The 25,172-nt window shown below is 70.1% G+C and carries 28 protein-coding genes; 13 read left to right on the forward strand and 15 right to left on the reverse strand.

All coding sequences use genetic code 11. From position 1 onward, the window contains the following. Window positions 1-53 precede the first annotated feature (53 nt). The 3 genes from GT007_RS13760 to GT007_RS13770 all read left to right on the forward strand — a co-directional run bounded on the left by GT007_RS13760 (window position 54) and on the right by GT007_RS13770 (window position 1,881). Window positions 54-485: a Ros/MucR family transcriptional regulator gene (locus GT007_RS13760; RefSeq protein WP_160122201.1), complete on the forward strand. Its 432-nt coding sequence runs from the start codon at window positions 54-56 to the stop codon at window positions 483-485. A 103-nt stretch (window positions 486-588) separates the two neighbouring features. Continuing rightward, window positions 589-1,062, forward strand: a complete 474-nt coding sequence (locus GT007_RS13765) for a Fur family transcriptional regulator (protein WP_160122239.1) — start codon at window positions 589-591, stop codon at window positions 1,060-1,062. After that, entirely contained in the window at window positions 1,063-1,881 is an 819-nt protein-coding gene (locus GT007_RS13770; RefSeq protein WP_160122202.1) for a GNAT family N-acetyltransferase, read from the forward strand. On the opposite strand, the gene GT007_RS13775 is transcribed toward GT007_RS13770, so the two are convergent. From GT007_RS13775 to GT007_RS13795, 5 genes are all read right to left on the reverse strand, one after another. Then, window positions 1,870-2,895, reverse strand: a complete 1,026-nt coding sequence (locus GT007_RS13775; protein ID WP_160122203.1) for a glycosyltransferase family 4 protein — start codon at window positions 2,893-2,895, stop codon at window positions 1,870-1,872. The two genes, GT007_RS13770 and GT007_RS13775, sit on opposite strands and share 12 nt — an antisense overlap. Next, entirely contained in the window at window positions 2,892-3,905 is a 1,014-nt protein-coding gene (locus GT007_RS13780; RefSeq protein ID WP_160122204.1) for a glycosyltransferase family 4 protein, read from the reverse strand. Before GT007_RS13780 ends, GT007_RS13775 begins: the two co-directional genes overlap by 4 nt. A gap of 244 nt (window positions 3,906-4,149) precedes the next feature. Beyond that, a complete protein-coding gene (locus tag GT007_RS13785) occupies window positions 4,150-4,914 on the reverse strand; it encodes a glycosyltransferase family 2 protein (protein WP_160122205.1) in 765 nt (254 codons plus the stop codon). Further along, window positions 4,911-5,840 carry a glycosyltransferase family 9 protein gene (locus tag GT007_RS13790; protein ID WP_160122206.1) on the reverse strand — a complete coding sequence of 310 codons (930 nt, stop codon included), beginning with the start codon at window positions 5,838-5,840 and terminating at the stop codon, window positions 4,911-4,913. Before GT007_RS13790 ends, GT007_RS13785 begins: the two co-directional genes overlap by 4 nt. Window positions 5,841-6,009: 169 nt before the next feature. Then, the gene (locus tag GT007_RS13795) at window positions 6,010-6,501 is read right to left on the reverse strand and encodes a P-loop NTPase family protein (RefSeq protein WP_160122207.1); all 492 of its coding nucleotides are present in this window, start codon (window positions 6,499-6,501) and stop codon (window positions 6,010-6,012) included. 54 nt (window positions 6,502-6,555) lie between these two features. On the opposite strand from GT007_RS13795, the gene ygfZ reads away from it, so the two are divergent. The 4 genes from ygfZ to GT007_RS13815 all read left to right on the forward strand — a co-directional run bounded on the left by ygfZ (window position 6,556) and on the right by GT007_RS13815 (window position 9,362). Continuing rightward, window positions 6,556-7,365 (forward strand): CAF17-like 4Fe-4S cluster assembly/insertion protein YgfZ, encoded by an 810-nt coding sequence (ygfZ, locus tag GT007_RS13800; protein ID WP_160122208.1) that lies wholly within the window; start codon window positions 6,556-6,558, stop codon window positions 7,363-7,365. Window positions 7,366-7,419: 54 nt separating this feature from the next. Then, window positions 7,420-8,544 (forward strand): S-(hydroxymethyl)glutathione dehydrogenase/class III alcohol dehydrogenase, encoded by a 1,125-nt coding sequence (locus GT007_RS13805; protein ID WP_160122209.1) that lies wholly within the window; start codon window positions 7,420-7,422, stop codon window positions 8,542-8,544. A 118-nt stretch (window positions 8,545-8,662) separates the two neighbouring features. After that, a complete protein-coding gene (locus tag GT007_RS13810; protein ID WP_160122210.1) occupies window positions 8,663-8,920 on the forward strand; it encodes a type II toxin-antitoxin system prevent-host-death family antitoxin in 258 nt (85 codons plus the stop codon). 4 nt (window positions 8,921-8,924) lie between these two features. After that, on the forward strand, window positions 8,925-9,362 hold the full coding sequence (locus GT007_RS13815; protein WP_160122211.1) for a hypothetical protein: 438 nt from the start codon (window positions 8,925-8,927) through the stop codon (window positions 9,360-9,362). Between the two features lie 3 nt (window positions 9,363-9,365). Here the strand turns inward: GT007_RS13815 and GT007_RS13820 are convergent, their stop codons facing one another. The 7 genes from GT007_RS13820 to GT007_RS13850 all read right to left on the reverse strand — a co-directional run bounded on the left by GT007_RS13820 (window position 9,366) and on the right by GT007_RS13850 (window position 17,849). Continuing rightward, window positions 9,366-12,122, reverse strand: coding sequence for an ATP-dependent DNA helicase (locus GT007_RS13820; protein WP_408015551.1), 2,757 nt, complete (start codon window positions 12,120-12,122; stop codon window positions 9,366-9,368). A gap of 89 nt (window positions 12,123-12,211) precedes the next feature. After that, window positions 12,212-13,039: a DMT family transporter gene (locus GT007_RS13825; RefSeq protein ID WP_160122212.1), complete on the reverse strand. Its 828-nt coding sequence runs from the start codon at window positions 13,037-13,039 to the stop codon at window positions 12,212-12,214. A gap of 23 nt (window positions 13,040-13,062) precedes the next feature. Beyond that, entirely contained in the window at window positions 13,063-14,754 is a 1,692-nt protein-coding gene (locus GT007_RS13830) for a polysaccharide biosynthesis/export family protein (protein WP_160122213.1), read from the reverse strand. Further along, on the reverse strand, window positions 14,744-15,796 hold the full coding sequence (locus GT007_RS13835) for a capsule biosynthesis protein (RefSeq protein WP_160122214.1): 1,053 nt from the start codon (window positions 15,794-15,796) through the stop codon (window positions 14,744-14,746). Before GT007_RS13835 ends, GT007_RS13830 begins: the two co-directional genes overlap by 11 nt. 151 nt (window positions 15,797-15,947) lie before the next feature. After that, window positions 15,948-16,601, reverse strand: coding sequence for an ABC transporter ATP-binding protein (locus tag GT007_RS13840; protein WP_160122215.1), 654 nt, complete (start codon window positions 16,599-16,601; stop codon window positions 15,948-15,950). Between the two features lie 13 nt (window positions 16,602-16,614). Next, the gene (locus tag GT007_RS13845; protein ID WP_160122216.1) at window positions 16,615-17,445 is read right to left on the reverse strand and encodes an ABC transporter permease; all 831 of its coding nucleotides are present in this window, start codon (window positions 17,443-17,445) and stop codon (window positions 16,615-16,617) included. Window positions 17,446-17,447: 2 nt separating this feature from the next. After that, the gene (locus GT007_RS13850; protein WP_160122217.1) at window positions 17,448-17,849 is read right to left on the reverse strand and encodes a DVU3141 family protein; all 402 of its coding nucleotides are present in this window, start codon (window positions 17,847-17,849) and stop codon (window positions 17,448-17,450) included. 116 nt (window positions 17,850-17,965) lie between these two features. Between GT007_RS13850 and GT007_RS13855 the strand changes: the two genes are divergently transcribed. Together GT007_RS13855 and GT007_RS13860 are read left to right on the forward strand one after the other, a co-directional pair. Further along, window positions 17,966-19,432, forward strand: coding sequence for a capsular polysaccharide export protein, LipB/KpsS family (locus GT007_RS13855; RefSeq protein ID WP_160122218.1), 1,467 nt, complete (start codon window positions 17,966-17,968; stop codon window positions 19,430-19,432). Further along, a complete protein-coding gene (locus GT007_RS13860; RefSeq protein ID WP_160122219.1) occupies window positions 19,429-20,193 on the forward strand; it encodes an SDR family NAD(P)-dependent oxidoreductase in 765 nt (254 codons plus the stop codon). Before GT007_RS13855 ends, GT007_RS13860 begins: the two co-directional genes overlap by 4 nt. Here GT007_RS13860 and GT007_RS13865 read toward each other — a convergent pair. The 3 genes from GT007_RS13865 to GT007_RS13875 form a co-directional block, all read right to left on the reverse strand. Beyond that, window positions 20,171-20,449, reverse strand: a complete 279-nt coding sequence (locus tag GT007_RS13865; RefSeq protein WP_160122220.1) for an RNA-binding S4 domain-containing protein — start codon at window positions 20,447-20,449, stop codon at window positions 20,171-20,173. The two genes, GT007_RS13860 and GT007_RS13865, sit on opposite strands and share 23 nt — an antisense overlap. A gap of 254 nt (window positions 20,450-20,703) precedes the next feature. Continuing rightward, a complete protein-coding gene (locus GT007_RS13870; RefSeq protein WP_160122221.1) occupies window positions 20,704-21,039 on the reverse strand; it encodes a DHCW motif cupin fold protein in 336 nt (111 codons plus the stop codon). After that, window positions 21,036-21,440, reverse strand: a complete 405-nt coding sequence (locus tag GT007_RS13875) for a ketosteroid isomerase-related protein (protein ID WP_160122222.1) — start codon at window positions 21,438-21,440, stop codon at window positions 21,036-21,038. The genes GT007_RS13870 and GT007_RS13875 overlap by 4 nt, the downstream gene beginning before the upstream one ends. A 65-nt stretch (window positions 21,441-21,505) precedes the next feature. On the opposite strand from GT007_RS13875, the gene GT007_RS13880 reads away from it, so the two are divergent. From GT007_RS13880 to glyS, 4 genes are read left to right on the forward strand one after another with little or no spacing between them, the layout of a single operon-like run. Then, window positions 21,506-22,363: a glycine--tRNA ligase subunit alpha gene (locus GT007_RS13880; RefSeq protein ID WP_160122223.1), complete on the forward strand. Its 858-nt coding sequence runs from the start codon at window positions 21,506-21,508 to the stop codon at window positions 22,361-22,363. 27 nt (window positions 22,364-22,390) lie between these two features. Continuing rightward, complete coding sequence (locus GT007_RS13885) at window positions 22,391-22,639, forward strand: type II toxin-antitoxin system VapB family antitoxin (protein ID WP_160122224.1); 249 nt, start codon at window positions 22,391-22,393, stop codon at window positions 22,637-22,639. A gap of 2 nt (window positions 22,640-22,641) precedes the next feature. Continuing rightward, window positions 22,642-23,025, forward strand: a complete 384-nt coding sequence (locus GT007_RS13890; RefSeq protein ID WP_236571664.1) for a type II toxin-antitoxin system VapC family toxin — start codon at window positions 22,642-22,644, stop codon at window positions 23,023-23,025. Beyond that, window positions 23,025-25,163 carry a glycine--tRNA ligase subunit beta gene (gene glyS / locus GT007_RS13895; protein WP_160122226.1) on the forward strand — a complete coding sequence of 713 codons (2,139 nt, stop codon included), beginning with the start codon at window positions 23,025-23,027 and terminating at the stop codon, window positions 25,161-25,163. The genes GT007_RS13890 and glyS overlap by 1 nt, the downstream gene beginning before the upstream one ends. The last annotated feature ends 9 nt before the right edge of the window (window positions 25,164-25,172 follow it).

Here is a 25,172-nt window from a genome sequence, read left to right on the forward strand (position 1 = left end):
GACGCGGGAGTTTCCCGTATCGGTATTCATCATCCAAACTGGGGATGGCTCCCATGCTAGAGAATGATTCGGCTCAGGATCTCCTGGGTCTCACCGCTGAGATCGTGTCCGCTCACGTCTCCAACAACCCTGTTGCCATGGCCGATCTGCCTGGGCTGATCGCGCAGGTCCATAATGCGCTGACCAATCTGGGCAAGCCCGCGCCGGAGCCCGAGGCGAAGAAGCAGGAACCGGCGGTGCCGGTGAAGAAATCCGTCACGGCGGATTATCTGATCTGCCTTGAGGACGGCAAGAAGCTGAAGATGCTGAAGCGCCACCTCAAGACCGCCTACAACATGACCCCGGAGCAGTACCGCGACAAATGGGGCCTGCCCAGCGACTACCCCATGGTGGCCGAGGCCTATGCGCAGAAGCGTTCCGACCTGGCCAAGCAGATCGGCCTGGGCACCAAGCCGCGCGGCCGCCCGGCGCGCGCGAAGGGCTGAACCTGCGCGGATCGGGCCCACCCCGGGCCATCCCCGCTTTGCGATGGACGGAACAACCATTATGTTCCGCCCATAGCGCGGGAGATCACAGCACTTGGCGTTGATGACGCAGCCAGGCCCGGCGCGACGGCCCAGGGCGAATTCCGATATTCGCCCTGCCTCGCGAATCGAGCAGATGTGTATTGAGCGTGGCCTGAAGATGACAGGCCAGCGCCGCATCATCGCGCGGGTGCTCAGTGAAAGCGAAGACCACCCGGATGTGGAGGAGCTGTACCGCCGCGCGGTCGCCTTCGACGCCGGCGTCTCCATCGCCACCGTGTATCGCACCGTCCGCCTGCTGGAGGAAAAGGGCATCGTCGCCCGCCGCGATTTCGGCGAGGGACGGTCGCGCTATGACCCCACCGACCGCGGCCAGCACCACCACCTGATCGATGTCGATACCGGCAAGGTGATCGAATTCGAGGACGAAGCCCATGAGGCCCTGGCCCGCGAAATCGCGGCCAAGCTGGGGTTTGAGCTCGTTGATGTGCGGCTGCAGCTCTTCGCCAGGCGGCCCGAACAGAAGAAGTCGAAGTAGATGGCACTGCCCTTCGAGGAGATCCGCGCCGGCAACCTCGGCGTGCGGATCGCTAACCGGGAGGCTGAGATCATCGCCAGCCAGCGGCTGCGCTACAAGGTTTTCGTCGAGGAAATGGGCGCGAGCCCCGACGAGACCGCGCGCGCCACCGGCCTCGATGCCGACATGTTCGATACGGTCGCGGACCATCTGCTCGTGCTCGACCACAACAAGGGCGAGGGCGAGGAATCGGTCGTCGGCAGCTATCGCCTCATCCGCCGCGCGGGTGCCGCCCAGGTCGGCCGCTTCTACAGCGCCGACGAATACGACATTTCCTGCATGGAAAACTTCCCCGGTGAGGTGCTGGAGCTGGGGCGGTCCTGCGTCGCGGTGGATTACCGTAACCGCGGTTCCATGCAGCTGCTGTGGGAAGGCATCGCCGCCTACGTATCCCATTACCGCATCGAGGTGATGTTCGGCTGCGCCAGCCTGCCCGGAATCGACCTGGACGCCAACGCAGCGCAGCTTTCATATTTGTATCACAACCACTTGGCGCCCGAGCAGATCCGCCCCGTGGCCCTGCCCAGCCGCTATGTGCCGATGGACCGCCTGCCGCGCGATGCCTATGACGCCAAGCGCGCCCTGCTGGACCTGCCGCCGCTGATCAAGGGCTATCTGCGCCTCGGCGGGTTCGTGGGCGATGGCGCGGTGCTGGATGTGCCGTTCAACACCACCGATGTCTCGATCGTGGTGAAGACCGACCTGATCACCAGCAAATATTCCAAGCATTACGAGCGCAAGCTCGGCGCCGACGACGCCAGCTTCAAGTCAGGGAACTGACAGCAGCGCCAGGTAACGCGGCAGCACGGCCTTCCAGCTGAGGTCGTGCTCCACCCGCGCGCGGGCGGCCGCCCCCAGGCGCAGGCGCAGGGGCTCATCGGCCAGCAGCCGGGCCAGCGCGCCGCGCACGGCCTCGGCATCGGTGCCATCCACCAGCAGGCCAGTCTCGCCATCCAGCACGGCATCGGCCGCGCCGCCCTCCAGCCCCGCCACGCTGGGCAGGCCGAACCAGGCGGCCTCCAGATAGGCGATGCCATAGCCCTCCACCGAGGCGCCCTCGCGCCGCGCCGGCATGGCGAAGATGTCGGCGGCCGACAGCAGGGCGGCCTTGCGGGTGTCGTCCACCGCGCCCGCCAGCCGCACCCGCTCCTCCAGCCCCAGTTCGCGCACCAGCGCCTCCAGCCGCGCACGGTCCGCGCCCTCGCCGATGATGGTGTAGCGGGCGTCCGGCAGGGTGGTCAGGGCGCGGATCACCATGTCCATGCCCTTGCGCGGTTCGAGGCGCCCCAGGCTGACGATGTGATCGCCGCGCCGGGCCACGCGGCCGCCGGGCGGCGGCGGGCTGACCGGCAGGTTGATCACCTGGACATTGGGGTGCAGCCCGGCGAGCAGCCCGGCGGTGTAGCGCGAATTGGCCGCCACCACCGTGGCGCGGGCCAGCGCCGCGCGGATGCGCTCGCCCCGCGCGCCCTCCGTCCGCAGCAGCTCATTGCCATGGGCCAGCACCAGCACGGGGCCGGTGCGGGCGGGCAGGGATTCCAGGGATTTCCAGCTGTCGGCGATGACCGGGCCGCCGCCCACAGCGCGTGCCTTGCGCCAGCGCCGCCAGGGGCGCGGCCCGCCGAAGCGCCGCACCGGAAACGGCCAGGCTGGCTCCGGCGCGCCGCCCCGGATATGGTCGGCCAGCACCGTCACGGGGTGCCCGGCCGCGTGCAGCGCCTGGGCGAATTGGCCCATCAGCGTCTCGATCCCGCCATGGTCGGGGGGGAAGCATTGGGTCAGCAGGGTGATCATCGCGCGAGTTCCACGAAGCGGGCCGCGACCTCATTCCAATCCGCCCCCGGGCTGCGCGCCAGCGCCCCGCGGTGCAGGGCCCGCCAATGCGCGTCATCGCGCAGCAGCCGGATCGCGGCCTCGGCGAAACGGTCCTGGTCGGGGGCCAGCACGCCGGTTTCGCCATCGGCGATGCGCTCGGGCACCGAGCCCTCAAGCCCCAGCACGCAGGGCAGGCCCATGGCCTGGGCCTCCGCCACCGCCAGGCAGAAGGTCTCCCCGGCATCGCCCAGATACAGCATGGCCCGGGCGCGAGCGTATTGGCGGGCCAGCACCTCCCTCGGCTGCGGGCCGCGCAGCACCACGCCGGGGGTGTTCGCCGCGCGGTCCAGCACCGGGGCAACGCGGGCGGCCAGCTTGGCATCCCCGGCATAGACGCCGGGGCCCGAGAAGACATGCAGCCGGGCCTCCGGCACCGCGGGCAGGATGCGCCCGGCCCACAGCGCCAGCAGCGAATCGAGCCCGCGCATCGGGTTGGAGGCGAAGACCGCCACCGGGGGCGGGGCCACCGCCTGCTCCTGCCCGCCGGCATCGAAGGGCGGCGCCACGGCCAGAGGGATCTCCACCGCGCGGCCCGCCACGATGCGCGGCAGGGTGGAGCGGTGATACCCCCCCAACACCACGATGCGCGGCCAGGCCAGCAGCAGCGGCCACATGTGGCGCGGCTTTTTCAGATAGCGCGCGGGGTTGTGCAGCCACAGCACCCGCCGGCCCTGCGGCAAGGCACGGAACAGTTTCGGCGCGCGGTTGGCGATGACCAGATCGGCCGGCCCCTCGGCGGCCGGGGCCCAGAGCACGCCATCCGCGTCGCGCTCGGCAAGGGCGGCGCCGGAGAGCACGGTCACGTCATGCCCGGCGCGGGCAAAGGCCCGGACCAGCAGGGCGGTGGCGATCTCGACCCCGCCGCAGGGCGCGGAGAGGGCGCGTTCGGCCGGCAGGCGAGGGGTCTCGGTGGCGAGCACGATCCTCATGGGTGGCTCCGCAGGGGGCGTTGCCCCCTGGACCCCCACCGAGGGGCTCTGCCCCTCGGAACCCCGCCAAAGGCCGAAAGGCCCTTGGAACCCATCGGATTGGTGCCCATCCTGACAGGTCCGACGCCAATTATATTATAAAAATCAATAAGAAACACGCTGCCAGGATGTGGCGCCAACTGTTCGGGGTCCAGGGCCGCTACGGTCCTGGCGGGGGTGTCGGGGGCGGAGCCCCTGACAAGCCTCACGGCCTGTGCCTTTCCGGCTCCAACCGTGCCTTCAGATGCGACAGCAGCGGGAACAGCCCGGCGCAGAAGGCCAGCAGCAGCCCCCAGCCGCCTTCCCGCCACCCGCCCCGGCTGACCAGGGATTTGATGAAGCGGCTGACGAAGCGCCGGATATTGTTGGGCAGGCTGCCGATATCGCCGGAAGCCAGCAAATCGGTCGCCTTCAGGCTGGAATAGCGATCCAGCCGCCGCAGCATGTCGGAGATATCGGCATCCACCTCATGCCGGATGCCATGGGCGGTGATCTTGGCGCCCTCGGTGCCGGTCCATTGCAGAGAGGGATGCACGCGCTGCCGCCCCCACACCTTCACCCCGCGCCGGAACAGGATGGGCTTGCTGGTGGTGCCGAAGCTGCCGGCCCAGCCATGCTTCACCAGCCGCTCGCCGATGTAGTTGTCGATGCGCACCTGGTGGCGGTCGGCGGTGCTGGCGGCGATGGTCTGCCGCACCAGCGCGCCGAGTTCGGGCGGCACGATTTCGTCCGCGTCCACCTCCAACACCCAATCGCCGGTGCAGGCGGCGATGCCGGCGTTGCGGCGGTCGCCCTCGACCTCCCACGCGCCTTCCAAGGTGCGGGCGCCGGCGGCCTGGGCGATGGCGGCGCTGGCATCGGTGCTGCGGTCCAGCACCACCACCACCTCATCCGCGAAGGACAGCGCGGCCAGGCAGCGCGGCAGGCGCGCCACCTCGTTGCGGGCGACGACCAGGGCCGAGAGCTTCATGCCGGCACCGGCAGCAGGTCCAGGACGGCGGCCAGGGCACGTTCCACTGGCAGGTTCTCCATGAAGGGGAAGCGCGTCAGGTCATCGGCGCCGGGGGGGTAGTCGTGCTGGTCGGCCAGCACCACCCGGGCGCGGGGGCCGGCGGGGCCGTATTCGTCGGCGGGGGTGGGGCCGAACAGGCCCAGCGTGGGCGCGCCCGCGGCGGCGGCTAGGTGCATCAGCCCCGAATCATTGCCCACGAACAGCGCGGCGCGGGACAGCAGGGCAGCCACCTGCGGCAGGGTCAGACGGCCCATCAGCTCCGTGGCCTCCGGCAGGGCGGCCAGCACGGGGGCGGCCATGGCGGCCTCCGCCTCACCCGGGCCGCCCAGGACCAGCACCGGCAGCCCGGCCAGCGCGCCGCCCGGGCCTGTCAGCGCCCGGGCCAGCGCCACAAAATTCTCGGCGGGCCAGACCTTGCGCGCCCAGTTGGCGGTGGGCGCGATGGCCAGGAAGCGTTGCGGCAGATGCGCGACGGCGGCGGCGTCCTCGGCGTTCCACCAGGCCACCGGCAGGGGGGGCGGGTTCAGCCCCAGCACCTGGCCCAGATGCAGCAGCCGGTGGCCGGGGCGGCGGCCGCCGCGCATCACCACCCGCCGCTTCGCCCACAGCACGAAGGACAGGGCCGAGCCGCGCAGATCCACCACCAGATCCCAGCGCGTGCCCGCCACCTGGCGCCACAGCGCCCACCAGTGGCGGGAATGGCGCTGCTTGCGGACCAGGATCAGCCGCTCCAGCCCCGGCATGCGGGTGAACACGCCTTCCGCGACCGGGCCGCAGGCGACGGTGAAGCGCGCGCCCGGGTATTGCGCCATCAGATGCGCCAGCAGGCCGGTGGACAGCACCGCATCGCCGATGCGGGTGGAGGAAACGAACAGGATGCGCACCCCCGCTGCGTAAGCCGGGAAGCCGCGCGCTGCAATCGGTTGATGCCCGTGGCCGGCTTCACCACCCCTCAGACGCCGGGCGCGAACCTCCGGTTCGCTGGGCTTCGCCGGACCGCCGGCGGGCCGCATCCGCGGCCTTGGGACAGGGTTTGGGCACAGGCCGTTGGCCTCAGAGCGCCGCCAGCCACGCCCGCAACTGCCGGGGGCCGCAGAACCGGTGCACCGTGCCGGAAAATCCGGCCAGCGGCCGCATGTCCCGCGCGCGGTGGCGCTGGCGGTATCGCAGCGTATAGCCCAGGAATTCGCGGTCGAAGCGCTCCGGGCAGCCGGGCGGCAGCTCGCCCGGGCGCTGGCCCCACAGGATGCGCCGCACCACCCGCGCGAAGCAGAGCCAGGTGGGGAAATCCAGGTGGATCACCGTATCCGCGCGCGCCAGCCGGGCGGGCAGCGTGCCGGGGTAATTGCCCTCGATGATCCAGCGCGGCTCGGCCACCAGGCGGTTGACCGTGGCGGTCCAGGCGGCGGGCTCGCTGTCCTGCCAGCCGGGGTGCCAGTAGTGGCGGTCGAGATGCACCAGCGGCAGGCCGGTGGCGCGCGCCAGCTGCCGCCCCAGGGTGGATTTGCCCGCGCCGGGCTGGCCGATGATCAACACGCGCCGCATGCCCGCTTCTACCCCGTCTTGCGCCACCGGCGCATCACGCCCAAATACAGGACCATGCCGGTATCCATTCTACCCCAGCGTGGCGTCGTGGTCCTTTCGGGCGCCGATCGCGTGCATTTCCTCCAGGGCCTGGTGAGCAATGACGTGGCGCAGGCCGCGCCCGGCCGGGCCGTGTGGTCCGCGCTGTTGACGCCGCAGGGCAAGTGGCTGGCGGATTTCTTCGTCTTCGCCACCGATGACGCGCTGCTGCTGGATGTGGAGCGCGAACAGGCGCCCATGCTGGTGGCGAAACTGTCCAAATTCCGCCTGCGGTCGAAGGTGGCGCTGGAGGATGCCTCCGACCGGCTGGCGGTGCTGGCGGGCTGGGGCGAGGCCCCGATGCCCGAAGGCGCCGCCCCCGACCCCCGCCTGCCGGAGGCCGGCTGGCGCGCGCTGGTGCCCCCCGGCTCGGCGCCCGAGGACCCCTTGGCCTATGCCGCGCACCGCCTCTCACTGGGCCTGCCGGATGGCAGCGCGGACATGCGGGCCGAGCAATCCGTGCTGCTGGAGGCGGGCTTCGACGAGCTGCACGGCGTGAGCTGGGAGAAGGGCTGCTACATGGGCCAGGAGCTGACGGCCCGCACCAAGTATCGCGGCCTGGTGAAGCGCCGGCTGGTGCCGGTGGCCGTCGAGGGCCCCCTGCCCGCCCCCGGCACCCCCGTGCTGCTGGCGGGCGAGGAGGTGGGCGAGATGCGCTCGGGCCAGGGCGCGCGGGGCATGGCGCTGTTGCGGCTGGCGGCGCTGGGCGCGCCCGCGCTGGAATGCGGGGGCGCCACGCTGCGGCCGGAGACCCCCGCCTGGATGAAGCTTCCAGCCCAGGCTTGAGCGGCCACGGGCCACTGCGGCACACTCCCGGCCGAAAGCTGGGAGCACTCACTCATGGAAACCCGCGCCGCGGTGGCCTGGGCCGCCGGAAAGCCGCTGACGATCGAGACCATCAAGGTCCAGCCCCCCAAGGAAGGCGAGGTGCTGGTGGAAATCATGGCCACCGGCGTCTGCCACACCGACTACTACACCCTGTCGGGCGCGGACCCGGAGGGGCTGTTCCCCGCCATCCTGGGCCATGAGGGCGCGGGCATCGTGCGCGAGGTGGGCAAGGGCGTGACCAGCCTGGCGGTGGGCGACCATGTCATCCCGCTCTACACGCCCGAATGCCGGCAGTGCAAAACCTGCCTGTCCCAGCGCAGCAACCTGTGCACGGCCATCCGCGCCACCCAGGGCAAGGGGCTGATGCCGGACAGCACCAGCCGCTTTTCGTGCGAGGGCGTGGGCGGGTCGAAGGACGTGTTCCACTACATGGGCTGCAGCACCTTCGCCAATTTCACCGTGCTGCCCGAGATCGCGCTGGCGAAAGTCCGCAAGGACGCGCCCTTCGACAAGATCTGCTACATCGGCTGCGGCGTGACCACGGGCATCGGCGCCGTGATCAACACCGCCAAGGTGTGGCCGGGCGCCAATGTGGCCGTGTTCGGCCTGGGCGGCATCGGGCTGAATGTGATCCAGGGTGCCCGCATGGTGGGTGCCGACAAGATCATCGGCATCGACCTGAACCCCGCCAAGGTCGAGATGGCGAAGAAGTTCGGCATGACCGACTTCATCAACCCCAATGAGGTCGGCAACGACAAGGTCGTGCAGGCCATCCAGGACCTGACGGGCGGCGGCGCGGACTTCACCTTCGACGCCACCGGCAATGTGAACGTGATGCGCCAGGCGCTGGAAGCCTGCCATCGCGGCTGGGGCGAGAGCATCATCATCGGCGTGGCGGATGCGGGCAAGGAAATCGCCACGCGGCCGTTCCAGCTGGTGACGGGCCGGGTGTGGAAGGGCACGGCCTTCGGCGGCGCGCGCGGGCGCACCGATGTGCCGAAGATCGTGGACTGGTACATGGATGGCAAGATCGAGATCGACAGCCTGATCACCCACACCATGCCGCTGGACGACATCAACCACGCCTTCGACCTGATGCACGAAGGCAAGTCGATCCGGAGTGTGGTGGTGTACTGAGGGGGCGCCGCCAAGGGCCGGTAAGGCCTTTGGCGGCCTGTCCACCGATACGCGGTTTCGCTTGAGGGCACACAGATTATCTGTATAATTCGTATTATATGAATTTTGAGGCGCCGACATGATCCGCGTTTCCGCCGCCGAGTTCCAGCGCCACCTGGCCACCTACCATGATGCCGCCCTGCGGGAGGGTGTGGCCATCCTGCACCATGGCCGGGAGCGCACGGTGCTGATCTCCGCCGAGGAATACCAGCGCCTCAAGCGCCGCGACCGCCAGGTGATGGCGCTGGACGACTTCACCGAGGCCGATCTCGCCGCCCTGGAAGCCACCCGCGCCCCCGAGGCCAGCAAGGCCTTCGACGACGAAACGACCGCCTGACCGCGTGGCCTTCCCGCCGCCGGCGGCCGGCCTCGTCATCCGGTACAGCTATCTCTGGACGCATCAGCACGCGCGCGGGCAGGAGGAGGGCGTCAAGGACCGCCCCTGCGCGATCATTCTGCTCACGGCCGGCAGCGGCGGCGAACAGGTGGTGACGGTGCTGCCCATCACCCACAGCCCACACGCCGACCCATCGCTGTCGGTCGAAATCCCGGCGGCGACCAAGCGGCGCCTGGGGCTGGATGATGCACGAAGCTGGGTGGTGCTGACCGAGGCGAACCGCTTCATCTGGCCCGGGCCCGATCTCCGGCCCTCCCGGCCGGGGGACGCCGCCAGCGTCGTCTTCGGCCCCCTGCCCCATGCGCTGTTCGAGGAGATCCGGCTGAAGTTCATCGCGGCGGTGCGGGCGTGCGCCGCCCGCATGGTGCCGCGCGGGGAATAGCCCTCACTCCCCCCGCAGAAACGCCTCCGTCTCCGCCACCGCTTCCTTCAGCGTCACCCGCCGCGCCGGCACCGGCAGCCCCGCCAGCAGCCGGCTGGGCGCGCGCGGGTCCAGCAGCACGAACACACCCTTGTCGTCCGTCCGGCGGATCAGCCGGCCGAAGCCCTGGCGCAGCCGGTGCCGCGCCTCCGCGTCGTCATAGCCCTTGGGGTTCCCGCCCGAGAGATGGATGCGCCGCTCCCGGTGCAGGATGGTCGGGCGCGGCCAGGGCACGCGCTCATACACCAGCAGCCGCAGGGAACGGCCGGGCACGTCCACGCCGTCGCGCATCGCGTCGGTGCCCAGCAGGCAGGAATCCTCCTCGGCGCGGAACACATCCACCAGGGTGGAATTGTCCATCGCGTCCATGTGCTGGGCATAGAGGGGGATGCCCTCGGCCTGCAGCGGCGGCGCGATCTGCCGCGCCACCTCCCGCAAGCGCCGGATGGCGGTGAACAGCCCCAAGCCCCCGCCGCCCGAGGCCTGGAACAGCGCCTTCATGGCATTGCCCACCTGCTCCGTGCGGCTCTTGTCCACATCGGTCACGACGAAGGCACGGGTCTGCGCCGGATAGTCGAAGGGGCTGGGCACCGCCGCGCGGATGGCGGGCATGGCCATGTGCTGGGCGCCGGTGCGGGCCTCCGCGGCGCGCCAGGCGGCGTCCTCATCGGCGTTGGGGGCGCGGTCGCGCAGCGTGGCGCTGGTGATCAGCAGCCCATGCGCCGGGCCCGCCAGCTGCGTGGCGAAGGGGATGGTCGGGTCCAGCCAATGGCGGCGCATGCCGGCATCCACGTCCCGCGCCTCACGCCGCGTCAGCTCGAACCAATCCACCAGGCGCGGGCGGGTGCCGGGCTCGGGCTCGTTGCCGATCTCCTTCACCATGCCGCGCCAGGCGGCCAGCGGCATCAGCGCCCGGCGCTCCAGCCCCCGGATCGCGGTTTCCAGCCGGATGCGGTCCGAGGCCTCCAGCTCCTCCGGCGCCTGGTCGATGCGCGCCTGCAAGGCACGGCAGAGGTCCTTCAGCGGGTCCTCCAGGGCCGAGAGCGCGCGGTTCAGCTCCTGCGCCGCCTCCTCCACCCCGGGGTTCAGGGGGTGGATGTCGGCCTCCAGCCCGTATTGGCCGTCATCCTCCGGCGCGCGGGCCAGCACCTGGGCGCGGGCGGCGGCCAGGAAGGCCTCGGTGGGGTTGGCGCCGCCGGTGCCCTCGGCCAGGCGGGACTGCCAGCCGGGGCCGGGCAGCCCCTGCGCCGCGTGCAGCGCCGCCTGCATGGGGCCCAGCAATTCATCGGCCTCGCCCGCCAGGTCCTCGATGCGGCGGGACAGGCCCTTGGCGCGGCTGCGCCCGCCCTCGGCGCCCAGCAGCCAGCGGCGCAGCTCGGCGGTCTCGAACCCGGTAATGGCCGCCGAGAAAGCGCCATCGGCGGCATCGAAGATGTGGTGGCCCTCGTCGAAGACATAGCGCAGCGGCTTGCCATCCTCGCCCCCGCCGAGGGCCGCCTGCACCATCACCAGCGCATGGTTCGCCACCACCAGCCGGGCGTGCCGCGCGCGGCGGATGGAATGCTCCACGAAGCATTTCTTGTAATGCGTGCAGGCGGAGCGGATGCACTCCCCCCGCCGGTCCGCCAATTGGCCGATCAGGGCGGGGCCGAACAGCTCCATCATCCAGCCGGGGAAATCCCCGCCCAGTATGTCGCCCTCCCGCGTGTGGGTGGCCCAGCGGCTGGCCAGCGCCAGGGGCAGCACGCTCTCCTTCAGCGTCATCTGCCCCTGCACCTCCTCCAGGTTCAGCAGGCACAGGTAGTTCTCGCGCCCCTTGCGCAGCACGACGCGGGCGCGGCGCTCTTCCGGGTCCGGGTACAGGCGGGCCAGTTCCTGGTCCAACTGGCGTTGCAGGTTGCGGGTGTAGGTCGACAGCCACACCGGCGCGCCGTTGCGTTCCGCCCACAGGCTGGCGGGGGCGATGTAGCCCAGCGTCTTGCCGGTGCCGGTGCCGGCCTCGGCCAGTACCAGCCGGGGTTCGCCCTCGGCCTCACGCGGGGCGAAGGCCATGGCGGCGGCGGAGGCATAGTCGGCCTGGCTGGGGCGTTGTTCGGCACCTTCACCCAGGATTTCGGCCAGCCGCTGCCGCGCCTCGGTGGCGGAGACACCGAAGCTGGCCGGCGGCGGCGGGGGCGCGTCGTCCTCCCATTCCGGCAGGCGGCGCCAGGGGCGGAAGGCGTTGCGGTCGGGCTTGGCGTCCGGCGCGCCGAGGGCGGCCAGCACGGAATCGGCCCAGCCCCAGCGGATGGTGGCCCCCAGCTGCGCCGCCATGGCCGCGGCATCGGCGCCGGCGGCGGTGGCGCGGGTTTCGGCCAGGGCGCGCAGCAGGCGGGTCGCGATCTCGGGCAGCAGGGCGGCGGCGTCCGCATCCTCATGCGGGGGGGTCAGGCCCAGGGCGGCGGCCAGGCCGCGCGGGGTGGGCGCGGCCAGCCGGGCGGGCAGGGCGAAGGCGAACAGCTCCAGCAGGTCATAGCTGTCGAGGAAGGGTGGGATATCCAGCCGGCGCGCGGTGGCGGGGGCGTGGACCAGGATCGGCGGCGGGTGCAGGGCCAGGGTGTTGGCGATCTCCGCCCCCTCCAGCACCAGCAGCTCGCCATCCGGCGTCAATAAGGTCGCGCGGCCGGGACCAGCCACCAGCGCGGGGGAATCAGGCAGGAGAAGGCGCGGCGGGGCAGGCACGGGAATGCTATAGCGCGGGCGCCCGGCAGGGGCACCATCGGGGAGGGCGCGGCCTCCCTCAAACCGTCAAAAATAAAGGCCGGGGGGCGCTATCGCCGCCCCGCGCTGCGGGCCAGGTACAGGCTGGCGCCCAGCATCAGCGCGACGCCGACTGGCAGGCCCCAGCCCGGCATCTCGCTGAACACCAGCCAGCCCAGCAGCGCGCCGGAGGGGATCTGCGCGTATTCCATCGGCGCCAGCAGCCCGGCCTCCGCCCGCCGCGCCGCCATGGAGACCATGTAATCGCCCACCACCGACATCAGCGTGCCGAACACCAGCAGCCCCACCGCCTGCCAGCTGGGCGTCACCCACAGCATGGCCGTCAGCGGGGCCCAGCACACGGTGCTGGCGATGGCATACCAGGCGATGATGCGCATCGGCGGCTCGGTGGTGGCCAGCTTCTTCAGGGAGATCAGGACCAGCGCGCCCGAGATCCCCGCCCCCACCGCCGCCACCAACCCCCAGGAGAAATGCCCGCCCGGGTTGGCGATGATCAGCACGCCGAGGAACCCTACCGCCGCCGCGACCACCCGGTCCCGCCGCAATGCCTCATTCAACAGCAAGGCGGCCAGGCAGATGGCCCAGATGGGCCGCGCCTGGCCAATCGCCACCGCATCGGCCAAAGGCAGCAGCAACAGCGCCAGCATGGAGCACTGGAACGCCACCAGCCCGGCGACGCAGCGCCAGGTCATCAGCCAGGGGCGACGGGTGACCATGCCCGCGCCCCCCACCCGCAGCAGCCAGGGCAGGATGATCAGCAGCGTGATGACCCCACGCGCGAAAGGGGCCGCCGGTGTCGGCAGCCCCTCCTGCAAGGCGACGCGGTAGCAGGCGCCCATCACGGAAAACAGCAGGGAGGCGCCCACCATGAGCGCCATCCCCATCAACGGGTTAGGCAAGATCAGAAATTCTGTAGCGACCGCGCCGCGTAGGCCAGCTGGAACACGATGGAGCTGAAATCCGTGAACAGCTGCAGCACGCGCCGGTCCAGATAGGGCAGCGCGATCAGCTCATCGCCCGGGCGAGGCTGCTGGCTGGCATCCAGCACCAGTTCGCCGCTCGCGCGCCGGATCATCAGGGAGGAGGCATTGCCGCGCGGCGACAGCCCACCCGCCTGGCGGATATAATCCGCGGGCGACAGGTTCTGCTGCCACAGGATGGCGCGCGGCGCGTTCACCTCGCCGCTGACCAGCACGGTCTGGCTGCGCTCGGGGATGACGATCACGTCGCCGTCCTCCAGCCGGACAGGCGCGCAATGGCCAGTGGAATCCATCACGACCACCAGCCCGTCGGGCCGGGTGCGGCGGGCGCGCTGGATGTACTGGCCGACCAGCTGCGCCTCCGCGCTGCGGATCTGGGAGACGCCGGTGGTGGGGGAGGTGGCGAGGAACAGCTGGCGCTCCAGCCGGTCCAGCGCTTCCTCCATGGTGCGCTGCTGCTGGGCGGCCACGCGCTGGCGCAGCAGGAACACGCCCTGGGTGTTGGCCAGCGCCGGGTCCACCGCCACATAGTCCAGCAGCGAGCACAGCTGGGTGTCGCGGTCCGCCACCAGCACGGAGGGGCCGATGCGGCTGCCCTCGATCATCACGCGGATGGTGCGCGACGGGCTGTCGGTGATGAAGCTGACCGTGTCCTGGTCCGACAGGCTGACGGAGGACAATTCGCTGAGCGTGACATAGCGGCTGAAGGGCCGGCCATTGCGGCTGCCCTGCACCACGGCATTGGTGGCGGCGGGCAGCGGGCGGGAATATTCCACCAGCTCCCGGCCGGTCATGATGCGGGCCGGCACCTCGAACAGGAAGTTGTTGCGCACGGCGCCGTCGGCCCCGACCAGCGCGCGCTGGCGGCCGACCACGATGGTGTCGCCCTCCTGCAGGCGCAGGGCGGGCAGGCGGCCCTCGATCAGGAAGTTGTAGAGGTCCACCGTGGCGACATTGCCGCCATTCCGCCGCACCACGATATCCCGGTAGGACCCGCGAGAGGCATCCACGCCGCCCGCGCGCACCAGGAAGTCGATGACGGAATCGGCGGCGGAACCGCCGAAGCGGCCCGGCGTGCGCACGAAGCCCGTGACGAACACGCCGATGCGCTGGGTGGAGAGCAGCACGGCATAGACGTTCACATCCTGGGTGTAGATGCGCCGCACCTCGGTCTCGACCGTGCGCTGCAGGTCGCCGGCGCGGGTGCCGGCCAGCCGCACCGGGCCGATCTGCGGCAGGAACATCATGCCCGCGCTGTCCACCTGGCCGTTCACCTCGGCCTCGGTCGCGCCCCAGACGCGGATGGAAACGCGGTCCCCGGGGGTGATGATGTAGTTGGGGTTCGGCGCATCCGACACGGTGGTGGCATCGCGCGTGAACAGCGCGGAACCGAACACGGCGGTGGCGGGGCCGGGGGCGCGCTGGCCCGCGCCCAGCGGCAGCACGGCCACGGCGCCGGCCTCGGCCTCGGTGGCGGAGCCCACGCGGTTGGTCACACGCGCGCCGGCCTCGACCCGGCCGGGGGTCAGTTCCTGGGCGCCCTGCGCATGCACCAGCCCAGGCAGCAGCAAGGCGGCCAGAACAGCCGCCACGACAGACTTGTTAAGCCGCATGTTCCTTGACCCCCGCGATCAGTAGCCAGCCCAGACCGTAAATCACGGAAAGGCCAATAAATACATAGAGGACAGAAGTGAACCTTTTGGGATAAAGGTTCTGTTCCGCCAAGTTGGGTTCCACCACGCGCTGCAGGAAGATCTGCTGACGCAAGGTGCTGTTCAGTGCGCTTTCCAAGGTGGCCGTGGCCGTGGTCAACTGCCGCCCGGCGAATTCCAGCTCCAGCCGCAGCCGTTCATAGGCGGCGACCTGCTGGGTAAAGCCTTCGTTATTGCCCGATGAGGTGCGGCGGCGCTCCTCGTCGATCTGGGTCTGCAGGGCCTGGATGCGGTTCTGCAGCACCTGCACCTGCGGGTTGTTGTTCCGCGCATAACCTTGCAGGGTCTGCAACTCGCTGCGGGTCTGGGCCAGGGTGGCTTGCAGGCGGCCGATATTCTCCACCGCGATGCCGGCGGAGCGCGTGGGGTCCAGCTGCCGCTCACGCTCACGGAAGCTGGAGATCGCCTCGGTGGCGCCGGTCACACGTTCCTCGGCACGCGCCACTTCCCGCCGCGCGGCCGCGATGGTGTCCTGCTGGATGCGGGCGTTCAGGCCGTTCACCAGATGCTCGCTCATTTTCAGCAGCGCCTCGTTGATCTGCAGGCTGTCCACGGGGCGGAAGCTGCGGACCTGCAGGGTGGCGATGCCCGAGCTGGTGTCGATCGCGGCCGTGACCATGCCGCGATAGAAGGAGAGCAGCCGTTCGGCGGGCGGATCATTATACCAATGGCGGGCCCAGAGGTCCGCTTCCGGCCGCCGGAACATCGCCACCAGGTCCATCTGCCGCCGCAGTTCCTGCACCGCGTCGTGGGAGGCGATGAAGTCCCGCACCATGATCGCGTCCTCGGGCGCCGATCGGAAGCCGGCGCTGTTCAACGCATCCGACAGCAGGGAGATGCCGCCCTGGGTGCGGGAACGCACGACGAAGCGGCTCTCGGACACGTATTGCGGGGCGGCGATCAGCCAGAAATAAGACGCCGCGATGAGTGTCGGCAACAGCACGATCAGCCAGAACGGGTGCGCGCGCCCCCAGGCCTTCAGGCGCTCAAGCGGTCCCCCGGGCCGCACATCCAGTGCGCCGAAGCCGCCGAGGACCAGCCCGGCGTCGGATTGGCCCCGAGGAGCGAGCTTCCGGCCGCGGCCGGCTGCGCCCTCAGAGCCTTTCGTAGATGGCGATAGCCTCGTCCAGATCTTCATGAAAGGCGAGTCTTCCCTCGTGGAGAATGGCGGCGGAGGTGCATAGGTCTTTGAGAATACTGGTAGAGTGCGACACGACGATGACAGTGCTGCGCTTGCGCCGCTCCTCCATCGCCATGCGGAAGCGGCTCTGGAAACGGGCATCGCCGGCGGCGATCGCCTCATCCACCAGATAGCAGTCGAAGTCGATGGCCATGGACAGGGCGAAGGCCAGGCGCCCGCGCATGCCGGAGGAATAAGTGTTCACGGGCTGGTGCATGAAGTGACCCAGCTCCGCGAATTCCTCGACCTGATGCTCGATCTCATACGGGTCGCGGTCATAGATGCGGGCGATGAAACGGGCATTGTCCGCGCCGGTGATGGACCCGTGGATGGCGCCGCCGAAGCCCAGCGGCCAGGAGACCCTGAATTCCGGATCGCGCAGGAATTTGCCGCGGCTGGGCTGCAGCCGGCCGCTCAAGACCTTCACCAGGGTGGATTTGCCCGCGCCGTTGCGGCCCATGATGCCCACGGCATCGCCCCGCCAGAAACTGGCGTTGACGCCGCGCAGCACCAGATGCTCCCTCCCGTGAACCTTGTAGCCGGCCCAGACGTCCCGCAGCTCCATCATCGGCGCGGCTCCGTCACACGTCGCTCAGATAGGGGTATTTGTGCCCGGCCGCCTTCAGGCACAGCAGGCCCAGCACATTGGTGATGGCCACGGCGCTGATGACGTAGGTCAGGTCATAGTAATACGGGACGATGGGACCGAAATGCCCCTCCCGGATGTATTCGAACAATTGGATCGTCGGGTTCAGCAGCATGATCTGCTGAAAGTCGGAGGGAAACCACCACACCATGGTGAAGGCACCCACCAGCGGGATCATCAGATAAGTCATGGGGTGGATGAAACGGTCCACTTCTTCCATGCCGATGACGGTCGCCGAGGTGATCATCATGGAAATACCATGACAGAACAACCCCATCAGCACCACGCCCACCGCGATCTGCGCCGGGTTGACCGGAAACTGGTTGTTGAACACGCCCACCGCGTAGAGCAGGAAGAGCTGCGCGAACAGCACCGCCACGATCTCCAGCAGGTTGCGGGCGATGATCACATCCAGATAGGTCACCTGTTTGTGATAGAACAGCGGCGCATTGGAATGCAGCGCCCCGCCCGAGCGGTTGAGGATGCCGCGGAACAGGTAATAGGGCACATAGCCGGTCAGGTAGAAGCCGACGACGTTCATGTCGCCGGGCATACCGTGGCCAATGACCGCGTGCAGGCCGGCGATGCATCCGGCCAGCATCATCGGCTCGAAGAACAGCCAGACATAGCCGCCGTGATGGCGGCCAAAGCGCGTATGCAGTTCGCGCAGCACCAGCGCGCCGATCACGCGCATCTGCACGCGGAAAGCCCGCATGAATTCCCGCAGCGCCCCGAGCGAACCGTCCGGACGGAGGCTGGCGGACATGGTCAGAGAGCCCCACCGCCACGCAGCAGCGGCGGTGTCAGATGCGTGCCTTCGGGGCCCGCGCAGACCAGCTGGGTGCGCTCATCCAGGCCGGAGCCCAGCAGCACTTCCCGGCAATCGCGGCCGGAGGCGGAGGCATAGCGGCGGCCGACCCGGGCGCGCACCGTGCTGCCGCTGGCGAGCGTCACGCTGCTTTCGGTACCGGGGGCCGCACTCATGGCGAAGATGGCCAGCGGGTCCGTCGGCGGGGCGGGGGTTGCGGGCACCGCGCCCACCGGCGGGGGAACCCGCGCCGAAGACAATTCGGACACCCAACCACCACCCGGCAGGTTGTCGCAGCCCATCAGAGGCAACAAGGCCAGCAGCCACAAGGCATGCCGGAAGCCAGTCTCGGTTTGCACCATGCCAAAATCACCTCATGTCCCGGGACGGGTATCCAGGCGCGGAATGAAGGCCCAATAAAGACCGCGCCGGCAACCGCCGCCTCCCCCTTATACAGGATGCCGTGGAAAAACACGACATGTTGCACCGCCCACAACTCCGCGTGCCGCCGGCGTTGCTGCGGCGCTGGCCGCATCTGCCTGGCTTCCTGCCGGATTACACACTGCTGCCCGGCCAGGCGGCGCCCGGCGAAACCACGCTGGGCGAGGGTGCGGGCCGCTTCGCCGAAGGGCCCTGGGCCGCGCCGGCCTTCGGCGGTGCACAACGTCCGGTGGCGCTGGTTTTTCCCGGCCTGCCGCCGCACCGGGAGACCCCGCCGGCCGCCCCCCTGGCCGCCATTCTGGGGGTGGAGGACCCCGCCCCGCTGGCCGCCGCCCTGCCCCGCACCCGCTTCGCCTGCCCCTTCACCGGCCGCCCGCTGACCCCCGCCGAGGGGGTCGCGCTGCTGGCCCTGTGGCGGGGGCGCGCGGCGGAAAACATTCGCGTGAACTTCCTGCTGCATATGCAGGCATGGAAAAGGCGGGACATCGCGCATGTCTTCGGCACCCCGGACGGCCATCCCCCCTTCGCGGAGACCGCCGCCGAGGCCATGCGGCCCGGCGCCGTGGTCGCCGCCTGGGCCGCGCGGCTGACCCCGGCGGAGGAAGCCCTGGCCGCCCGCCAGGGCACCGAGATCTGGCGGGTGGAGGATGGCTTCCTGCGCTCGGTGGGGCTGGGGGTGAATTTCGCCCCGGCGGCCTCGCTGGCGGTCGATCCGCTGGGGATTCACTATGATCCCGCCCGGCCCTCGGCGCTGGAGCGCATCCTGTCCGGCACTGATTTCGACGTGCCCCTGCTGGCGCGGGCGGCGGCGCTGCGGGCCGCGATCACGGCGCGCAACATCACCAAATACAATGTGGCGGGCCACGCCGCCCCGCTGCCGCCCAGCCCCGGGCGGCCGCGCATCCTGGTGGTGGGGCAGGTGGAGGACGATGCCTCCATCCGGCTGGGGGCGGCGGAGGTGCGCACCAATCTCGGCCTGCTGGCGGCGGTGCGGGCGGCGCATCCGGGTGCCTTCATCGCCTTCAAGCCGCACCCGGATGTGGAGACCGGATACCGCCGCGGCCATGTGCCGGACCGCGAGGCGCGGCGCTTCGCCGATACCGTCACGCGCGCGCCCATCGGCGGCCTGTTCGCGCAGGTGGGGGCGCTGCATTCCATCACCAGCCTGGCGGGGTTCGAGGCGCTGCTGCGCGGGCTGTCCGTCACCTGCTGGGGGCGGCCCTTCTATGCCGGCTGGGGGCTGACGACGGACATGGCGCCCCCGCCCCGGCGCGGCCGCGCGCTGAGCCTGGACGCGCTGGTGGCCGGCTGCCTCATTCTCTACCCGCGCTATCATGACCCGGTGACGCAACTGCCCTGCACGCCGGAGATCGTGCTGGAACGCCTGGCCGACCCCGCCGCCTGGCCGGCCTTGCCGCCCGGGCGCCGGGCGTATCTGCTATGGTGGAAACTCCAGGGCCGGCTGCTGAAGCTGGCCCGCCAGACGGGGCTGTGGCGGCGATGAGCGCGATCGTGATCAGCGGGGCCTCCCGCGGGCTGGGGGCGGCGCTGGCCCAGGGCTGGGCGGGCCCGGGCGTGACCCTGCACCTGATCGGCCGCGACGCCCCGGCGCTGGAGGGCGTGGCCGGGGCCTGCCGCGCGCTGGGGGCCACGGTGCGCACCGCGCTGCTGGATGTGCGCGACGCCCCGGCCCTGGCCGCGCAATTGCTGGCCTGGGACGACGCCGCCCCCACCACCCTGGTGGTGGCCAATGCGGGCGTGACCGGCGGCACCCGCCCCGATGGCGGGATGGAGGGGCAGGACAGCGTGCAGCGCGTGCTGGGCGTGAACCTGCTGGGGGCCGTGAACCTGGTGGAGCCGCTGCTGCCGCGCCTGGTGGCGCGCGGGGCGGGGCGGGTGGTGCTGATCTGCTCGGTCGCGGGGTTCCGGGGCCTGCCGGACAGCCCGGCCTATTCCGCCAGCAAGGCGGGGCTGTGGGCCTATGGCGAGGCGCTGCGGGCGCTGCTGGCGCTGCGCGGGGTGGGGGTGACGAATGTGGCCCCGGGCTTCTTCCGCTCGGAGATGGGGGCGCGCTTCCTGGGGAAGCACCCGTTCGAGGTCTCGGTGGAGCGGGCGGCGGGGCATGTCATGCGGGCGGTGGCGCGGGGTGCCGGGCGCTGCGTGTTCCCCTGGGGCTTCGGGCTGATGCTGCGGCTGCTGGAATTGCTGCCGGCCCCGCTGGCGGACAAGCTGACCCGGCTGTTCAGGTTCCGGGTGGATTCCTGAGATCCTCATACAGCGCCCGCGCTTCCTCCGGCGGGCCGCGCCGGGTGCCCAGCGCCAGGATGCGCCACACCCGCACCTCCTCCCCCCAGGCGAAGGTCAGCACATCGCCCACGCGCAGCCTGGCGTGGGGCTTGTCGGTGGGCTGGCGGTTCAGGCGGAAGCCGCCCTGTTCGACCAGGCGCGAACACAGCGCGCGGGTCTTGGCCAGGCGGGCCTGCCAGAGCCAGGTGTCAAGGCGGATGGCGGGTTCGGGCATCGGGGCTGGGGTGGGTGACGTGCCTCAGCTTGCCGGATCGGGCGGGCGGGCGCCAGGGATTAGGTCTTGTGGCCAGTTGGCTTCGGGATGCGGTTGGCGAGGGATTTTTCGCGCTGGCCAGGAAGAAGCCGAAGCCAATGCTGGGGCATTGGCGAGGCTTCTGACGCCGCCAGCGCGGAAAAGCACCGCCAGACGCGCCCGCAAGCCAACTGTCCACAGGACCTAGGGTGGGCGCCTCAGCGCCCGCCCGCCCCTCAATCCACGATGAACAGCTTGGCGCCCTTCGCCCCGGTCTTGGACCGGTGGGGCGAATCCCCGAAATCGGACACCTTGTAGCCATGGCCCGGCGTCATCGGGAATTCGCGGCCGTCCTTCAGCTCGCTGGTCAGCTCGCCTTCCAGCAGCAGCATGATGTGGCCGCGGTCGCACCAATGGTCGGCCAGGTAGCCCGGCGAATACTCCACGATGCGGATGCGGATATCCCCCATCATCACGGTGCGCCACAGCGCGGTGCCGGTCGTGCCCGCGTGCTCGGTGGGTTCGACCTTGGACCAGTCGATGGCGGTAAAGGGTGTCTCGGGGAGTTTCATGCGCCCACCTGCTGCAGCCAATCGGCCAGGTTGTAGAAATTGCTGACGCGCGCGATGCGCCCGCCGCGGATGTCGAAGAAGGCACCCGCCGGCAGAACATAGCGCTGGCCGGTGGCGGGCGGCAGGCCCTCGTCGGTGGCCTTATAGGTGCCATGCACGGTGAACTCGGCTGCGGCGCGGGTGCCGTCCGGCGCCGCCATCACCACGATATCGGCCAGTTGCTCGGAATAGGACGCATCCATGCGCGCCAGGAAGGCGCGGAAGGCCTCCACGCCGGTTTCGCGGCCGCCCTGGTTGATGTCGTGCGCCACGTCCTCGGTCAGCAGGGACAGCATGGTTTCCCACGCGCCCGCGTTGAAAGCGGCGTAATAGCGGTGGATCAGGTCTTCCGTCGGGGTCATGGTGGCTTCCGGGACAGGGGTCAGGTCGTTATGTTGCGACGCCCAAGAGTGCGCCAGACCCGGATATGACCAAAACCCTCTCCTTCCAGGACATGATCCTGACGCTGCACCGTTACTGGTCCAGCCAGGGCTGCCTGATCCTGCAGCCGTACGACATGGAAATGGGGGCGGGCACGTTCCACCCCGCCACCACGCTGCGCGCCCTGGGCGGCGCGCCGTGGAAGGCCGCCTATGTGCAGCCCAGCCGCCGCCCGTCGGATGGCCGGTATGGCGAGAACCCGAACCGCCTGCAGCACTACTACCAGTACCAGGTCATCATGAAGCCGAGCCCGCGCGACCCGCAGGCCCTGCTGCTGAACAGCTACAAGGCGCTGGGCCTCGATCCCGCCTTGCACGACATCCGCTTCGTCGAGGATGACTGGGAAAGCCCGACGCTGGGCGCCTGGGGCCTGGGCTGGGAAGTGTGGTGCGACGGCATGGAGGTGACGCAGTTCACCTATTTCCAGCAGGTCGGCGGCATCCCGTGCGAGGTGCCGAGCTGCGAGCTGACCTACGGCCTGGAACGCCTGGCCATGTACATCCAGGGTGTCGAGAACGTCTACGACCTGCGCTTCAACGATGAGGGTGTGACCTATGGCGACGTCTTCCTGCGCGCCGAGCGGGAATACAGCGCCCACAATTTCGAATTCGCCAACATCGACCTGCTGAAGAAGCAGTTCGAGGAAGCGGAGCAGGAATGCCTGGCGCTGGTGGAGAAGGGCGTGGCCCTGCCGGCCTATGACCACTGCATCAAGGCCAGCCACCGCTTCAACCTGCTGGACGCGCGCGGCGCCATCAGCGTGACGGAGCGCGCGGCCTATATCGGCCGGGTGCGGGCGCTGGCGAAGGCGTGCTGCGAATGCTGGCTGGCGAAGGCCGCCTGAGGTAGAAGCACGGCCGGAGGTTCTACCATGGGGCAGTTGAACATCAAGGACGAAGCTCTGGTCGCCAGGCTGAAGCAGCTGGCGGAACGGCGCAGCACGTCCGTGACCGATGTTCTGCGCCAGATGGTCGAACAGGAACTGCGCCGGGATGAGACCGAGGTGGCCCGGCGGCTGCAGGCCATCCGCGCCATCACCCGCGAATCCCGCAAGCTGTTTCCGGCGGACTGGGATGGCGACCATTCCTATCTTTATGACGAGAACGGGCTGCCGAAGTGATCGTGGACAGTTCGATCTTCATCGCCGTGCTGCGCGGGGAAGCCGGTTGCGAGGCGTATGAGGCGCTGCTGGTCGGCCCGCGCCCCGTGGTCACCTCCGCGGCCACCCTGGTCGAGGCCGCCATCGTCGCCGAAGGCAAGGGCGGGGAGGGGGCCGGGGCGGATCTGGATGCGCTGATCCGCGATGCGGAGATCGACGTCATTCCCTTCACCGCCGAGCACGCCGCCCTGGCCCGCGACGCCTGGCGCCGCTACGGCAAGGGCCGCCATCCCGCCGGGCTGAACCTGGGCGACTGCTTTTCCTACGCGCTCGCCAAGAGCCGCAACGAACCCCTCCTGTTCAAGGGCGAGGATTTCGCCCGGACCGATGTGAAGGCTGCGATCTAGTGCCCGAACTGCTTCTCGAACTCCTCACCGAGGAAATCCCGGCCCGTATGCAGGCCCGCGCGGCGGAGGATCTGTGCCGCCTGGTCGGCGCCGCCCTGGCGCCGATCGCGCAGGGCGCCCCGCGCGGCTTCCATGGCCCCCGCCGCATCGGGCTGGTGATGGAGGTCGCGGCCCGCGCCGAGACCGCGCCGAAGGAAGAGCGCGGCCCCCGCGTGAACGCGCCCGAGGCCGCGCTGACCGGCTTCCTGCGCAAGCATGGCGCGGCGAAGGAAGACCTGACCCAGCAGGGCGATTTCTGGGTGCTGGTGAAGCCGGGTTCCAGCGCGGAGGCCGCGGCGCTGGTCGCCGCCGCCCTGCCGGGCGTGCTGTGGTCCTTCCCCTGGCCCAAGTCGATGCGCTGGGGCATCAGCGGCTTCACCTGGGTGCGGCCGTTGCAGCGCATCCTGTGCCTGCTGGACGGCGAGGTGGTGCCCTTCGCCCTGGCGCGTGAGGACGACGCGGCGCATGGCATCGCCTCCGGCAACGAGACCGAGGGGCACCGGGTGCATGGGCCTGGGGCGATCCGCGTCTCGGGTTACGCGGATTATGTGAAGAAGCTGCGCGGCCGTTTCGTGGTGGCGGAACCGGAGGAGCGGCTGGCCGCGATCCGCGACGGCATCATGGCGCTGGCCGCCGTCGAGGGGCTGGAAGTGGTGCCCGACGAGGGCCTGCTGAATGAGGTGGCCGGGCTGGTCGAATGGCCGGTGCCGCTGCTGGGCCGCATCGACGATGATTTCATGGATTTGCCGGCGGAGGTGATGCGCACCTCCATGCGGGTGAACCAGCGCTATTTCGCGCTGCGCAGGCCGGATGGGTCGGCGGCGCCGCGCTTCGCGCTGGTGGCCAACATCGCGGCCGAGGATGGCGGGGCCGCGCTGGTGGCGGGCAATGAGCGCGTGCTGCGGGCGCGCCTGTCGGATGCGCGGTTCTTCTGGGACCACGACCTGAAGGCGCCGCTGGAAAGCCTGCTGCCGAAGCTGGATGGCGCGGTGTTCCATGCCAAGCTGGGCACGCAGGGTGCCCGGGTGCGGCGGCTGGAAAGGCTGGCGGCGCATATCGCGCCCCTGGTCGGCGCCGACCCCGCGCTGGCGGCCCGCGCCGCGAAGCTGGCCAAGGCGGACCTGGCTAGCGGCATGGTGGGCGAATTCCCGGAATTGCAGGGCATCATGGGCGGCTACTACGCCGCGAAGGGCGGCGAGGCGCCGGAGGTGGCGGAGGCCATTTCCCAGCATTACCGCCCCGCTGGCCCGGGCGATGCCGTGCCGGCCGGCCCGGTGGCCATCGCCGTGGCGCTGGCGGACAAGCTGGACCAGCTGGCCGGCTTCTTCGCCGCCGACGAACGCCCGACCGGCTCGGGCGACCCCTTCGCGCTGCGCCGCGCGGCGCTGGGCGTGATCCGCATCATCCGGGAAAACGGGCTGCGGCTGCCGCTGGCCGATGTGATCGGCGAGGCCTTCTTCGGCTTCCCGCAATCCACCGGCACCACGGCCAACCCCGAATTCGGCATGGCCGTGGCGCAGGAGCGGATGAAGGCCGGCACCGTGCCGCCCAGCCGCCACCCGCCCATGGTCGCGGCCTTCGCGGCGGGGGTGACGGACTTCATCCTCGAACGCCTGCGCGTCCAGCTCCGCGCCGAGGGCGGGCGCCACGACCTCGTCGCCGCCTCCATTGGTACCGACGACGACATCCTGCGTATCCTCGCCCGCGCCGCCGCGCTGCAATCGCTGGTTGAAACCGACTCGGGCGCGGCGCTTCTGGCTGCCGCGCGCCGCGCGCAGAACATCCTGCGCATCGAGAACAAGAAGGACGGCCCCCACAACGGCCCGGTCGACCCGGCCCTGTTGACGGATGCCGCCGAAAAGTCCTTGTTCGCCGCGCTGGAAGAGGTGGAGCCGGCCGCGCAAGCCGCGCTCGCCAACGAAGACTTTACTGGTGCGGTCCAAATTCTCTCGGGGCTTCGCATGCCACTCGATGCATTCTTCGAAGGCGTGATGGTGAACGACCCCGACCCCGCCCTGCGCAGCAACCGCCTGCGGTTGTTGTCCCGTCTCGCCACATCCATGGAAGCTGTGGCAGAACTCTCGAAGATCGAAGCCTGAGGAACAGCG

The organism is Rhodovarius lipocyclicus (assembly GCF_009900765.1).
GTDB lineage: Bacteria > Pseudomonadota > Alphaproteobacteria > Acetobacterales > Acetobacteraceae > Rhodovarius > Rhodovarius lipocyclicus.

What these genes read in the sequence shown, in the direction of transcription:
- GT007_RS13860 (WP_160122219.1), top strand. Translation starts at nt 19,429, where the DNA reads ATGAGCGCGATCGTGATCAGCGGGGCCTCCCGCGGGCTGGGGGCGGCG.
- GT007_RS13805 (WP_160122209.1), top strand. Translation starts at nt 7,420, where the DNA reads ATGGAAACCCGCGCCGCGGTGGCCTGGGCCGCCGGAAAGCCGCTGACG.
- GT007_RS13870 (WP_160122221.1), bottom strand. Translation starts at nt 21,039, where the DNA reads ATGAAACTCCCCGAGACACCCTTTACCGCCATCGACTGGTCCAAGGTC.
- GT007_RS13825 (WP_160122212.1), bottom strand. Translation starts at nt 13,039, where the DNA reads ATGGCGCTCATGGTGGGCGCCTCCCTGCTGTTTTCCGTGATGGGCGCC.
- GT007_RS13850 (WP_160122217.1), bottom strand. Translation starts at nt 17,849, where the DNA reads ATGGTGCAAACCGAGACTGGCTTCCGGCATGCCTTGTGGCTGCTGGCC.
- GT007_RS13840 (WP_160122215.1), bottom strand. Translation starts at nt 16,601, where the DNA reads ATGATGGAGCTGCGGGACGTCTGGGCCGGCTACAAGGTTCACGGGAGG.
- GT007_RS13875 (WP_160122222.1), bottom strand. Translation starts at nt 21,440, where the DNA reads ATGACCCCGACGGAAGACCTGATCCACCGCTATTACGCCGCTTTCAAC.
- GT007_RS13780 (WP_160122204.1), bottom strand. Translation starts at nt 3,905, where the DNA reads ATGAGGATCGTGCTCGCCACCGAGACCCCTCGCCTGCCGGCCGAACGC.
- GT007_RS13855 (WP_160122218.1), top strand. Translation starts at nt 17,966, where the DNA reads ATGTTGCACCGCCCACAACTCCGCGTGCCGCCGGCGTTGCTGCGGCGC.
- GT007_RS13880 (WP_160122223.1), top strand. Translation starts at nt 21,506, where the DNA reads ATGACCAAAACCCTCTCCTTCCAGGACATGATCCTGACGCTGCACCGT.
- GT007_RS13765 (WP_160122239.1), top strand. Translation starts at nt 589, where the DNA reads ATGACGCAGCCAGGCCCGGCGCGACGGCCCAGGGCGAATTCCGATATT.
- GT007_RS13830 (WP_160122213.1), bottom strand. Translation starts at nt 14,754, where the DNA reads ATGCGGCTTAACAAGTCTGTCGTGGCGGCTGTTCTGGCCGCCTTGCTG.
- ygfZ (WP_160122208.1), top strand. Translation starts at nt 6,556, where the DNA reads ATGCCGGTATCCATTCTACCCCAGCGTGGCGTCGTGGTCCTTTCGGGC.
- GT007_RS13795 (WP_160122207.1), bottom strand. Translation starts at nt 6,501, where the DNA reads ATGCGGCGCGTGTTGATCATCGGCCAGCCCGGCGCGGGCAAATCCACC.
- GT007_RS13845 (WP_160122216.1), bottom strand. Translation starts at nt 17,445, where the DNA reads ATGTCCGCCAGCCTCCGTCCGGACGGTTCGCTCGGGGCGCTGCGGGAA.
- GT007_RS13775 (WP_160122203.1), bottom strand. Translation starts at nt 2,895, where the DNA reads ATGATCACCCTGCTGACCCAATGCTTCCCCCCCGACCATGGCGGGATC.
- GT007_RS13865 (WP_160122220.1), bottom strand. Translation starts at nt 20,449, where the DNA reads ATGCCCGAACCCGCCATCCGCCTTGACACCTGGCTCTGGCAGGCCCGC.
- GT007_RS13785 (WP_160122205.1), bottom strand. Translation starts at nt 4,914, where the DNA reads ATGAAGCTCTCGGCCCTGGTCGTCGCCCGCAACGAGGTGGCGCGCCTG.
- GT007_RS13885 (WP_160122224.1), top strand. Translation starts at nt 22,391, where the DNA reads ATGGGGCAGTTGAACATCAAGGACGAAGCTCTGGTCGCCAGGCTGAAG.
- GT007_RS13770 (WP_160122202.1), top strand. Translation starts at nt 1,063, where the DNA reads ATGGCACTGCCCTTCGAGGAGATCCGCGCCGGCAACCTCGGCGTGCGG.
- GT007_RS13760 (WP_160122201.1), top strand. Translation starts at nt 54, where the DNA reads ATGCTAGAGAATGATTCGGCTCAGGATCTCCTGGGTCTCACCGCTGAG.
- GT007_RS13810 (WP_160122210.1), top strand. Translation starts at nt 8,663, where the DNA reads ATGATCCGCGTTTCCGCCGCCGAGTTCCAGCGCCACCTGGCCACCTAC.